This window comes from Paenibacillus sp. LjRoot56 (assembly GCF_964253335.1).
GTDB classification, from domain to species: Bacteria; Bacillota; Bacilli; order Paenibacillales; family NBRC-103111; genus Paenibacillus_E; species Paenibacillus_E allorhizoplanae.
In genome coordinates this window covers 1,048,218-1,061,250 of record NZ_CAXURV020000002.1, presented here as the reverse complement: position 1 = coordinate 1,061,250, position 13,033 = coordinate 1,048,218, and the positions used below count along the sequence as shown (strand labels likewise).

The window sequence follows — 13,033 nt, the reverse complement described above, 5'->3', positions numbered from 1 at the left end:
CTCTATTTCTCTGGATCCACATTGGATAAGAAGATACGAATCGTAGAACCCTGATCCACACGTGAGCCTGCTTTAGGTGCTTGAGAGATGACATACTTCCCATTCCCTGATTTGGCTAACTTAAAATTCATGTTCAGGTCTTCTAATATATCATCAACTGACGCTCCAACCAAGTCCGGCACTTCAACAATTGGAATTTCACCATAGCGATATTCTTTATCAAGTTGATTTTTGTCTGGTTCAACCTTCATGTAACGCAGGGCATCTGCCATAATATCTCTGACTAAAGGCGCTGCAATCAAGCCTCCGAATTGAATGCCTTTCGGATCATCCACAGCCGCATAGACAACAATCTTCGGATTATCCGCTGGCGCAAAGCCAATGAATGACACGATATGCTCATCAGGTGAATAACGTCCATTGATAACCTTCTGGGCTGTTCCTGTTTTTCCGCCAACACGGTAGCCGTCAATAAATGCATTGCGACCTGTCCCCTTCGCGACGACACTCTCAAGCGCTTCACGAACTTGTCTGGACGTATCCTCCGAGATAACATTCCGGACTAACTCTGGCTCTACAACATCGACAACTTCACCTGTATCTGGATTGGAAAAGGATTTTGCAACATAAGGCTTAAATAGTTTGCCGCCATTGATCGCCGCTGAGACCGCAGTAATTTGCTGGATCGGTGTCACAGAAACCCCTTGACCGAAAGCGGTTGTTGCCAACTCCACAGGACCTACTTGCGATGGTTTGAACATAATCCCATTCTCTTCACCGCCAAGATCAATTCCTGTCTTCTTTCCAAAACCAAATCTGGAAATATAGTCAAATAATTTCTCTTTGCCTAATCGCTGACCCATCACGACAAACCCTGGGTTACAGGAATTTTGAACAACTTGCAGCATTGTTTCACTGCCATGCCCGCCACGTTTCCAACACCGTAACCGAGCGCCTCCAACTTCAATGGAGCCTGGATCATAAAACTGTTCATTCTTTAGATCCACTTTCTTTTCTTCAAGTGCTGCGGCCAGCGTAATAATCTTGAAGGTAGAACCAGGCTCATACGTTTTCCAAATCGGTAAATTCCGATTATACGTTTCAGCCGGTGACTCCATATATTTGCCTGGATCATATGTCGGTCGGCTGCCCATTGACAGGATCTCACCAGTATTCGGATCCATCATGATGGCAATGACATTCTGCGCTTGATACTGCACCATCGCTTGATCTAACGAACGTTCCATCACCGATTGCAGATGGCTGTCGATGGTCAACTTCACGTTTAGCCCATCTTTAGGGGCTGTGTAGGTATCTGTTGTACCAGCCAATTTCCGTCCAGCTGCATCTGTCATATAGGCAATATTGCCTGCGATACCTGTCAGTTGTGAGTTATATTTCGACTCAATCCCCGTTAACCCTTTATCTATCCCTGCGAAGCCTAGGATATGCGCTGCAAGCGAACCATAAGGATAGTAGCGCTTATTATCTTCCGCTACGATGATGCCAGGCAGTTGCAAATCACGCACTTCCTGCGCCTTTTCTATCGTAATTTTACGGCCCGAAGGCTTTATATAGTTTTGCATTTCTTTCTTGGTAATTTGTTTGTATATGTCCTCTTCATTTCCATCCAACACTTCTGCCAGCTTAGCGGCTGTGGCATGAGCATCTTTAATTTGTATAGGAATCGCCACAAGTGTAGGAGTACTCATACTATACGTAAGTGTCAAGCCATTACGGTCTTGAATTTCGCCTCGTTTGGGTGCAAAACCAATTTCTCTTCGCCAACTGTTCTCGGCCAGCTTCGCGAGGTCTTGTCCGATCCAAAGTTGAACATAGGCTAGACGGATAATAAGTGCTGTAAAGATGACAGTTCCAATGATTAACGCCGTAAACAATCTGCGACGAACGGTAACGTTAGAAGCCCGCATGAACGTTCAGTCTCCCTTCCCACTATTGTCATGTTCATTCCTAACATGACTATTCGGGACAAACAGGGGTTAGAACAAGCTGTTCACTAACGCTGTTTATTTGCTGTCGTTGTCGTTCGTTGTGTCTCCGTTTTGGCGTTAGGCGTTGGTGAAGGCGTCGGTGAACCTGTAGGCGTTGCAACTGGGTTTGAACCGCTTGCCGTATCCGATTTATCACTTAACGGTTTAAGTTGCAGCGTTACGCCACGACCTTCACTTGCAGCGGATTGCTCAGATACATACCCTTCCCCTGAGGTTTGACAATCAATTTTGAAGAAAGAACATGTCTCAACAGCGTCTCTCAGGGATCTGCCAACAAGATTCGGAAGCGGCATTTCCTCGACGGGTTGCATGGCAACGTAAATATGCTGTGTTGATAAAATTTGAGTCCCAGCTTTCGGGAACTGATCAACTACTTTCTCACCTTTACCAAACACTTCAAGTGATAGACCTATATCTTTGGCAGTCTCTTTAGCGCTTGTCGATGTAACATCTAACAAATTCGGTACATTCAGACGATTCGCTTCTTTGGTGATCGTTTTCGGCTTTTTACTTGAGGCAACGCCCATGTACTGCAAGGACTCACCCACGATTTCTTTGAAAGCAGGCGCTAGGACTTGACCGCCCAAATGATAGTTTCCTCCTAGATCAGGCTGATCTGCGATAAGTGTAATCAGAATCCGTGGATCTTCTACCGGCGCATAGCCAATAAACGAGATTACCCATGTATCGGAAGAGTAGGTTTTTTCACCAGGAAGTACGATATTCGCTGTCCCTGTTTTTGCTGCTATCCGATAATCCTCCATATAGGCAAGTTTACCTGTTCCGATTTCTTGATCCGAGACGACTTGTTCCAAGTAGCCACTCACTTGCGTTGCCGTTTGCGGACTCACGACTTGTCTGATTACTTGAGGTTCATACGCCGTGATTACTTTGCCTGTTTTAGGATCAAGAATGTCCTTCACAATGTGCGGCCACATCAATTTACCACCATTCGCAATGGCTGCATACGCTGCGGTTTGTTGGATGGCTGTAACTACGACTTTTCCTTGCCCATATGTCGCTGTTGCGTACTCAGACGGATATTTCATGTCAATTAGACCTGATACTTCTCCAGGCATATCGATGTTCGTTTTTTGATCGAAACCAAACTTATTAATATAATCGCGTAGTTTATTTTGTGTTAACTTCTCAATTCCTAGCTTTACAAAAGCAACGTTACTAGACCTCTTCAAACCTTCTAAGAAGGTGATTTTCCCCCACCCGACGAGATTATGGTCATGGAGAATACGGTCTGATACTTTAATCGAGCCCGATTGATAGGTTTCTGTTGGATTAAACAATCCTTCTTCCACCGCTCCTGCTAGGGTAACTAACTTAAATGTAGATCCAGGTTCATATCTGGAAGAAACGGCGCCATTTCTAAAATCTTTCTGTGGATCATAGTTCCAGTACGTATTCGGATTAAAGTTCGGCGTGTTTGCCATCCCTAGAATTTCCATCGTTTTCGGATCAACCGCGATAGCTGTCAGGCTTTTGGGATGCCACTTGTCATTGACTTTCGCCAAGGCGCTCTCTAGATAAAACTGTATGTTTTTGTCGATTGTGAGTCTTACATTGTTCCCGTCTTCCGCAGGTTTAAAGTTGACTTTGGCATCGGGAAGTTCTACACCTTTACCATCCTTTTCATAACTTAGCATCCCTGGAATACCCTTAAGCGTGTCGTTTAATTTCAACTCTAGGCCAAGTGATGCTTCACCTTCTTTGTTGGTATACCCTAGAATATGGGACGCCAACGTTTCACCCGGATAGTATCTCTTCTCATCTTCAAGAATTGAAATCCCTACGCTCGCTCTGGTGCTCAATTTGAGCTTCGTTTGTAGGTTGGCAATGAGCACACGAACTTGATCCGCTTTCTCTTTCTCAATCTTCCAACCTTCATTACGCACTTCAACATTGGCAGCGAAGTCTGTACCATCGAGATTTTTTTTCGTTGCCCTCTCGCGAATCTTATTTACAAGTTCTGCACGAGACGCTTCGGATTCTTTCAAAATATCCGCTAACCCCTGAGTCACATCCTCAGCAATGTGCAAAGCATCTATCACTTTCGGATTTAGCGCAATTGTATAAGCTGTTGCTTCTACGGCGAGCACCTTATCATTACGATCCAAAATCGAACCGCGTACGGGAGCCAGCACTTTATCCGTTTCCCATCTTTTCTCAGCCTTCTCTAGCAACCAGGATGCTTCTACCACTTGAATCCAATAGACTTTGACCATGAGGACAACAAAAAGAAGGGTGAAAAACCCTCCAAGTAGCAAAGAACGTAGCTTAATTTTTTTTGTCATAGGAGTACCTGCCTGTTACGGTTTAGAAGCAGCTTTCGTACTTTTGCCACTCGTTGTAGCTGTCGTCGTACTAGATTTCGCTTTCGTAGATTGAGCTACGATTTCACCTTGCTTCACATCTTGTAAATTAAACCCGAGGCGTACGGCTTCCTCTTTTAAACGATCTGGACTTTGCAGTTTCTCAACTTCTTGCTTAAGCGCACTGTTCTGTGCTTGAATTTCACGGATTTCACCTTGCATTTTCAAAATATTCGCATTCATCTGATAAATCGCTGCAAACCGCCAAATGATCACGCCAGCAACAATAACACAGAGTACAACTGTGAATAAGTAGAGCATTTTCTCTTGCGCTGGCAATGAGGAATTGCGATAAACAACCTTAGTTGTTTCTTTTATCTTAACACGCTGTTGTTGGTTCGGTTTCCGTTTCGGATCAAGTGCCAAATTGCCTTGAATATATGATGACATCGCTTATTCCTCCCTTGGTCAAAGCTTTTCTGCTATTCTTAATTTTGCCGATCTGGCTCTTTGATTGACTTCTAATTCATGTTCACTAGGTAGAATTGGTTTACGCGTAACGAGCTTCAAATCCCCAGCCTTCTCACAAACACACATTGGAAAAGCTGGCGGGCACGTACATTTCTCCACATTTTTCACAAAAAATTGTTTACAGATGCGATCCTCCAAGGAGTGAAATGTAATGACTGCAATACGCCCTTGAGGCGCCAAACAGTTAAGTGATTGTTGAAGCGCTTCTTCAAACGCGCCTAGTTCGTCGTTTACTGCGATTCGTAATGCTTGGAAACTGCGTTTCGCTGGATGTCCACCTGTCCGTCTTGCGGCTGCTGGGATCCCCTCTTTGATCAATTCAACGAGTTCCCCCGTTGTTTCAATCGCTTTCTTCTCTCTTGCCTCCACAATGACACCAGCAATTCGTCTTGAGAACTTTTCTTCCCCATATTCGAAAAAAACTTTAGCAATTTTGTCAGCTGGCCATTCATTCACGATCGTTTTGGCCGTGAGGAGTGTATCTCGATCCATTCTCATATCAAGCTCAGCATCATGGTTGTAGCTGAATCCACGATCACCATCATCCAACTGTGGAGAAGATACACCTAGATCGAACAAAATGCCGTCAACCTGGGGTCTGCCATCTTTCATAGCTTTGGGTACTCCGCGCAATACATGCTCGATTTCTCGAAAATTGCTTTTGATAATGGCTACGCGATCTAGATAGGGTGCAAGCACCGTTTGCGCATTGGCTAGAGCAACATCATCTTGATCAAGGGCAATGAGTAACCCTTCTGGTCCTAGTTTGGAAGCGATAAGCGAGCTATGTCCCGCGCCTCCCATCGTACAATCCACGTAAACGCCATCTGGTTTTATATGTAAACCTTCTACAGATTCTTCTTTAAGTACAGTCACATGATGAAACACTCGTTGTCCTCCTAAAAGTTTTGCCTTGGCAAAACTGACTTCGTAAGCATAATCTTCGTTTTGCTTCAGCGAAACTCAAAATTTCTATAAATCAAAATTAAAATCGACCAGCTTCTCTGCTATTTCATTGAATGACTGTTCAGACTCATTGGCATAGCTTTCCCAAACTTGCTTACTCCAAATCTCCACACGATTAGAAACTCCGATAACGACACAATCTTTTTCTAACTTGGCATGGTCGACGAGATTGCTTGGAATGTTAGCTCTCCCTTGCTTATCAATCTCACACTCTGTTGCACCAGAGAAGAAAAACCGGGTAAAAGCACGTGCATCTGATTTCATTAATGGCAATGCTTTCAGCTTCTGTTCGAGAATTAACCATTCGGATTGAGGGTATACAAATAAGCACTGATCTAATCCACGTGTGATGACAAAAGCTTCGCCAAGGGCTTCACGAAATTTAGCCGGAATAATCATTCGGCCTTTCTCGTCAATGCTATGTTGATATTCACCCATAAACATAGCATCAAGTCCCCCTTTCCCTCCACTTTGTACCACTTTTCACCACATTTGAATCAATATTCGCTAAAAATAAAAGAAATCCTGCTTAGTTAGCAGGATTAATTAAATTTATTTCGTTTTTTAGGTCTATTCTGTGCCTTTTGTTCCTTGTTCCGTATCTTCAAGTGTATTTTCAGTTACTTGTTGCTCCTTCAGCTTTAAGCGCAATTCCTTCAATTGCTGGTTCCGCTTGCGTCTGTATACCCAGATTGGGAATGCAAAAAGTAGTAATATCACCAAAACGGGCACCGCGGCAGCCAGGAAAACGAGGACACCTTGCATCACAGCGACCAGAACATTCAGGCTAGAGCCCCATGCTTTTTCAACACGTTCTGCTAGAGTTAGTTCATTCGGGTCAGAAAGCAACGGTTTTTTACCGGTTTGTTGATACATGCGCAGCTCGATGGTGGAGTACGAAACATTTTGATCCAAGTAACGCATTCTGCCTTTGATTTGCTCAGTCGCCTCTTGTACCTTGGCAAGCTCATTAGAAAATGCTAGTAAATCATCCGTCTTCGTTGCTTTCTCCATAAAGCTAAGCAATCTAGTTTCAACAAGCTGTTTAGCCGTCAAACGAGAGCTAAGATCTACGTACTCCTCCGTCACGTCCTGCCCTTGTACATTCCTTTGGAGCGCCGGGCTTATCTTTTCTAGGCCGTCCAGCATGGATACAAAACCATTCGCTGCGACTTTAATCGTATACGTACCACCCTTTTCACCGGTATTCGCACTCTCGGAAAACTGCAAAATGTAAGCTCCGCTTAGTGCAACGAGATCCCGCAGCCGGGTTTGAGCATTACTATAGTCTTCAACTGGCATTACGAGATTAGCCCGATAAATTAGTTTGCGGTTAAAACCAGCCTCTTGGTCGTTCCCGCTAGCAGGCATCACAACATTTGGAGCAGCTGCCTTCCCATCCGTTGTAGGAGCTATCGGTGCTGATTCCTTCGCCTTAGCCGCTGGAGCGGCATTACTTGCATTCACTTGTTTAGCGTCGGCAAACTGATCGGCTATCGCACCTGATGTTTGCGCGCTATTCATTTCACTTTTGGAAGCGGCCATGGACGAGTCTTGTTCGCTCTTGGAGGTAGAACTGCATCCTGCCAGCACCCCCAACACCAATAAACTCATAACAATCATAATGGCTAAGCTTGCTCTTATCTTTATCCTCATTGCAACACGCCCCCAATTTCCATTTATAGGTTATACACCCTTCAAACGGAATGTTCAACTCAAAAGTTGCATGGAAACAACGTGGATTGCAATAAAAGAGATTAAGATTTTCGAGACAGTTGAATGTTTTACTAATTGGCGTGACATTGCTGGGCTTGCTGGAGCTAGTGGGGTGTAAGAGCTGGGGACTTTTAGGAGTTAGCTGGAAAAAGTACAGTTATTTTAGCTGAATATCATTGAAATATTGATTTAGATGTATTTTATGTAGTTAATTATCCCTTTAATGCTCAGTTTAACGAAATTCCCTGAAATCACCTGTAGAAAATCCAGTTAATGTTATAAACTAGCCAATTCCCACTAAATTAACTGTACAAAATACATCTATTGTATCGGGACTTGGACTAACTTCAAAAAAAAGCACCCTCCAATCCACAACAGTGGACCAAAGGGCATCATCATCACATCATGTATATTCTAGTGCTCATCCCAGCTATCTAGGTAAGCTTTTTGCTCATCTGAGAGCGCATCTACACTCGTACCTAGTGATTCAAGCTTGAATCGAGCAACTTGCTCATCCAGTACATATGGAACATTGACAACTGTATTTCCTAACGATTCGTAAGAATCATTCACATATTTCAAGGACATCGCTTGAAGCGCAAATGTCATATCCATGATCTCGGCAGGATGACCATCCCCAGCAGCTAGGTTAACTAAGCGGCCTTCTGCTAAGATATATACTTTGCGACCATCAGTTAACTGATACTCTTCAATGTTACGACGAACTGTACGCTTGGAGGAAGACAACGCTTCTAGCTCAGGTTTGTTTACTTCAACATCAAAGTGACCCGCGTTCGAAAGAATCGCGCCATCTTTCATCACTTTGTAGTGTTCGCCACGGATGACATCACGGTTGCCTGTAACCGTGACGAAGAAATCACCCAATTTTGCAGCTTCGATCATCGGCATCACTGCGAAACCATCCATGTAAGCCTCAACGCCTTTGATCGCATCGATTTCAGTCACTATGACGTTAGCGCCTAAGCCTTTGGCACGCATAGCCACACCTTTACCACACCAGCCATAACCAACTACAACGACGGTTTTACCCGCTACCACCAAGTTTGTTGTACGGTTGATGCCATCCCATACGGATTGGCCTGTACCGTAACGGTTATCAAACAAGTATTTACAGTAAGCATCATTAACAGCAACCATTGGGAAACCGAGCTTCCCGTCTTTTTCCATCGCTTTCAAGCGAAGAATACCTGTTGTTGTCTCTTCCGCACCACCGCGCACATTTACAGCCAAATCCTTACGCTCGGAGTGAAGAAGGGAAACTAAGTCGCCACCGTCATCGATAATGAGATCTGGTTTGGATTCCAATGATTTAATAAGAAGCTCTTTGTATTCTTCTGGACTTGGGTTATATTTCGCAAATACCGTGATTCCATCTTCAACAAGCGCCGCACATACATCATCTTGCGTGGAGAGCGGGTTACTACCAGTGATCGTAACTTCAGCACCACCAGCTTTAACAACCTTTGCTAAGTAAGCTGTTTTAGCTTCCAAATGTAAGGAGATCGTTACTTTCAAACCTTTGAAAGGCTGTTCTTTCTCGAATTGCTCACGAATTCGATTCAAAACAGGCATATGCGCCTGAACCCAATCAATTTTCAAATGACCATCCGGCGCTAACGCCATGTCAGTTACAATACTGTTTGTTGCAGTTGTCATCTTCGTTCCTCCTACAAATAATAGATACGATGCATGCCGTCTACGGGTATTGGCGTCTCAAGTAAATGATGAAGCCAAACATTCCCATAACGATTCAGATAAGCACACCCATTATACACTCTTTCTTGGGGCTTTGCTAACGGAAAAATAGTAAGTCGAACACGGTCCAACTGCCGGATTGCTGCATCGAATTGCGTATGTGACGCTTCGCTTGCCTTATGGTGCAAATATTCAATTTGTTCCACGATTTTAGCCAGATTCGTATCTCCAAGCTTTTTGACACCAGGATTAATACTACTAAGAGACTCCACAAGGGGAGCGTAGGCGCTAAGGAAGGACTCCTTAACAGCTTCAAACCGTTCGTTGAGCTGAAGTGTATCTTGCGCATCCAACCAAGCTTGTTTCTTCTCATCAAAGCGTTCCAGAACGTCTGTCAAAGTAAGCTCGTATTTGTCCATCTGTTTCTTTATCGTACCCTCAATCAAGGTAAACTCCAAGCGCGGCACCACAATCGGCATACGCATCTGAAAATGCTCGAAAGCTTGCTTCGTCAGCGCCCAGTAAGCAATTTCCCCAGGGCCAAGGACTGTTGCCAGAACTGGAAATAGATATTCCTGCATAAGCGGCCGAGACATGACATTATTGCTCAACTGTTCCGGTGTCGAAATTGCTTTATCGCGAAGTTCAGCTTTCGTGTAACTAACCGTATTTTTCTTATCCGTAAAGTGCTCTCCCTCACGATGAAGCAGCAACCTCGCACCTTCGGCGAAAACGAAGAGGTTCGCAGCATCCTCATGAATTTCCGCTTGAATCCCATAACCCGATTGACTGACTTCAGCTTGACTGCGCAGTAAGGAAGCGGTAAATAACTCATTTTGCTCTACCATTTGCTCAAACATAGATGACTCTAGTGCACGAACCGAAGGCTCATCCGCATCGATTAATACAAGTCCATACTCGCCAAACAACATCGCCATCCAACGTGCAAAAGCATCTGAAAGTGTCGCGCCATCTCCTGCAGCTGAACGCATTTTATCTAACAAGGACGCTTTGAATTCCGTATCCATTAGTGATTGATCTAACTTATTCAATGCCTCTTCCCATGCTTCAGTGGACAGTGGCAGGCGACTCACGGACGTCCTTACACCAGTTGGATGCTCCACCTTCAGCTTCTCAATCTGCTGCGTATTCGAAAGAACATGGACGTGATTGACTTCATCGAAGTCGTGATCCTCACCAGCGATCCAAAAAATCGGAACGACTGTGCGTTGCAGCTTAGTACGCCACTCCCGCGCCAATTGAATAATCGTGATGGCCTTATATAGGATCATTAACTGTCCGCCAAACAATCCCGCTTGTTGACCGCCAACAATCGCTAGCGTTTGCTGATCGCCTAATGCTGCGACATGCGCGAGAGCCACTTCTGTATTCCCTACACGTCGGTTGTAAGCTTCTAGCACCCCTACAAGCCGCTCACGCTCGACATGCGGGGCATCCTTAGCTCCGTCCAGCCAATTCACACGAGCTTGCCAATCTTCCGCATTTCCAAAATGATAAGGGAACAACGACTTCGCCTTACCTTTACCCGTTATATAATCTTCCGCCAATGTCTGATTTTTCTTCCATTGAAAAGTTTCCATTTGCATATGCGACTAGTGTCTCCTCTTCATAACAAATAAAACAACTATCCTTGATTGTACACGGTAGCCCTGAAATCGTCAAAACTGTATTTTTTCTAATTACAATTATGCAAGGGTTAAGATAACGAGGAAAAGCCGCCCCACACGGGACGGCTAGACTTATTAGTATAGATGACAAGCAACAAAGTGATTCGGTTCCACTTCTTTGCTAGGCGGCATGGAATCTGCACACTTCGCCATCGCTTGTGGACAACGTGTACGGAATGGGCAACCACTAGGCGGGTTAAGCGGACTCGGTACATCTCCTTGAAGGATAATACGCTCGCGTGTACGCTCAACTTCTGGATCCGGAATTGGAATCGCGGAAAGCAGCGATTGTGTATATGGGTGTAACGGCTTCGCATATAGGGCATCAGAAGTTGTAACTTCTACTAGATTCCCTAAATACATAACCCCGATACGGTCGGAGATGTGCTTCACCATCGCCAAATCATGCGCGATAAATAAGTAAGTTAAGCCCATTTCTTTTTGTAATCTTTTGAACAGGTTAACGACTTGCGCCTGAACGGAAACGTCCAAAGCAGAAATCGGCTCATCTGCGATAATGAATTTCGGTTCAATCGCAAGCGCACGGGCAATCCCGATACGTTGACGTTGACCACCGGAGAATTCATGCGGGAATCGGCTAGCATGCTCATCATTCAAACCAACTGCACGAAGTAATTCCATAACACGTTCTTTACGCTTTGCACCTTTGTATAAGCCATGGATATCAATACCTTCAGCAATGATATTCCCGACAGTCATACGTGGGTTCAGGGATGCGTAAGGATCTTGGAATACCATTTGCATATTCCGGTTGAATTCCTTCAACTTTTTCCCAGTCAGCTTATGAACATCTTCGCCATCGAAAATGACTTCGCCTTCCGTCGCATCATAAAGCTTAATGATGGTTCTTCCTGCTGTGGATTTACCACAACCGGACTCCCCAACAAGACCAAACGTTTCACCACGTTTAATTTCTATAGAAAAGTTGTCTACGGCTTTCAAGATCTTGCCGTTTCCAAGATTGAAATGTTTCTTCATATTGCGAATTTGCAAAATTGGTTGTTCAGACTTAGCCAATGTTTTAGACATGCCTATTACCTCCCACTCCTACAGGACGTTCAACCTTCGGCGCATCCGGGTGAAGTAACCAGCAAGCCGCTGAATGTGTTTCAGACAGCACGGAATGTGCCGGATCTTCTTCCAGACAGTGATTCATCGCATATGGACATCTAGCTGCGAAGGCACACCCTTTCGGTGGAGCGAACAAATCTGGCGGTGTACCCGGAATCGGCACAAGCTCTTCATTCGCGTTCGTATCCAACCGCGGCACTGAACGAAGCAAGCCCCATGTATATGGATGCTGCGGCTCATAGAATATTTCATCTACGGTACCTTGTTCAATAATTTTTCCTGCATACATAACCACAACGCGCCCTGCCATATCAGCAACAACACCAAGATCATGCGTAATTAAGATAATGGATGAGTCCGTTTCAACAGAGATCTTCTTCATCAAATCAATAATTTGAGCCTGAATGGTAACGTCTAGCGCTGTTGTCGGCTCATCTGCAATCAGAAGCTTAGGCGAACACGCAAGAGCAATCGCGATCATAACGCGTTGACGCATACCACCGGAAAGTTCGTGTGGATATTGATGGATACGACCCTCAGGCGAGTTGATCCCAACAAGCTTTAGAATTTCGATAGCTCTATCTCTTGCAGCGCTTTTACTTAAACCTTCGTGTTTGATCAAACCTTCCGTGATCTGATCACCGATTTTCATTGTCGGATTCAATGAAGTCATTGGATCCTGGAAAATCATACCCATTTCTGAGCCACGAATTTTCTCCATTTGCTTATTGGAAAGTTTGGTAATATCCACTTTCCCATCAAACATGATAGAGCCGCTTTTTATATAACTAGGCGGAGTAGGAATTAAACGCATGAGCGTTTGTGCCGTTACGGATTTACCGCAACCGGATTCACCTACAATCGCCAACACTTCACCTTTTTTCAAAGAAAAAGATACGCCACGAACAGCTTGAACTTCACCCGCATAAGTCTGGAATGAAACTCTCAAATCTTTCACTTCTAGCAAATTGTCTTTGGTGCTCATCAT

Annotated in this window: 10 protein-coding genes; all 10 read right to left on the bottom strand. The window is 44.5% G+C overall.

Annotated elements, in window-relative coordinates:
* Nucleotides 1–2: 2 nt before the first annotated feature.
* The 10 genes from ACSQ8O_RS17100 to ACSQ8O_RS17055 all read right to left on the bottom strand — a co-directional run bounded on the left by ACSQ8O_RS17100 (nucleotide 3) and on the right by ACSQ8O_RS17055 (nucleotide 13,033).
* On the bottom strand, nucleotides 3–1,931 hold the full coding sequence (locus ACSQ8O_RS17100) for a stage V sporulation protein D (protein ID WP_436242658.1): 1,929 nt from the start codon (nucleotides 1,929–1,931) through the stop codon (nucleotides 3–5).
* Nucleotides 1,932–2,017: 86 nt separating this feature from the next.
* Complete coding sequence (locus tag ACSQ8O_RS17095; protein WP_436242657.1) at nucleotides 2,018–4,318, bottom strand: penicillin-binding transpeptidase domain-containing protein; 2,301 nt, start codon at nucleotides 4,316–4,318, stop codon at nucleotides 2,018–2,020.
* A gap of 15 nt (nucleotides 4,319–4,333) precedes the next feature.
* Entirely contained in the window at nucleotides 4,334–4,786 is a 453-nt protein-coding gene (gene ftsL2 / locus ACSQ8O_RS17090; RefSeq protein WP_236287540.1) for a cell division protein FtsL, read from the bottom strand.
* 18 nt (nucleotides 4,787–4,804) lie between these two features.
* Entirely contained in the window at nucleotides 4,805–5,755 is a 951-nt protein-coding gene (gene rsmH / locus ACSQ8O_RS17085) for a 16S rRNA (cytosine(1402)-N(4))-methyltransferase RsmH (protein WP_436242656.1), read from the bottom strand.
* Nucleotides 5,756–5,839: 84 nt separating this feature from the next.
* A complete protein-coding gene (gene mraZ, locus ACSQ8O_RS17080) occupies nucleotides 5,840–6,277 on the bottom strand; it encodes a division/cell wall cluster transcriptional repressor MraZ (RefSeq protein ID WP_436242655.1) in 438 nt (145 codons plus the stop codon).
* Nucleotides 6,278–6,403: 126 nt separating this feature from the next.
* Nucleotides 6,404–7,489, bottom strand: a complete 1,086-nt coding sequence (locus ACSQ8O_RS17075) for a DUF4349 domain-containing protein (RefSeq protein WP_436242654.1) — start codon at nucleotides 7,487–7,489, stop codon at nucleotides 6,404–6,406.
* A 474-nt stretch (nucleotides 7,490–7,963) separates the two neighbouring features.
* Complete coding sequence (locus ACSQ8O_RS17070) at nucleotides 7,964–9,226, bottom strand: adenosylhomocysteinase (RefSeq protein ID WP_436242653.1); 1,263 nt, start codon at nucleotides 9,224–9,226, stop codon at nucleotides 7,964–7,966.
* Between the two features lie 11 nt (nucleotides 9,227–9,237).
* Nucleotides 9,238–10,866, bottom strand: a complete 1,629-nt coding sequence (gene bshC, locus ACSQ8O_RS17065; protein ID WP_436242652.1) for a bacillithiol biosynthesis cysteine-adding enzyme BshC — start codon at nucleotides 10,864–10,866, stop codon at nucleotides 9,238–9,240.
* A gap of 162 nt (nucleotides 10,867–11,028) precedes the next feature.
* Nucleotides 11,029–12,003: an ABC transporter ATP-binding protein gene (locus tag ACSQ8O_RS17060; RefSeq protein WP_056609662.1), complete on the bottom strand. Its 975-nt coding sequence runs from the start codon at nucleotides 12,001–12,003 to the stop codon at nucleotides 11,029–11,031.
* On the bottom strand, nucleotides 11,996–13,033 hold the full coding sequence (locus tag ACSQ8O_RS17055) for an ABC transporter ATP-binding protein (protein WP_276574849.1): 1,038 nt from the start codon (nucleotides 13,031–13,033) through the stop codon (nucleotides 11,996–11,998). The genes ACSQ8O_RS17060 and ACSQ8O_RS17055 overlap by 8 nt, the downstream gene beginning before the upstream one ends.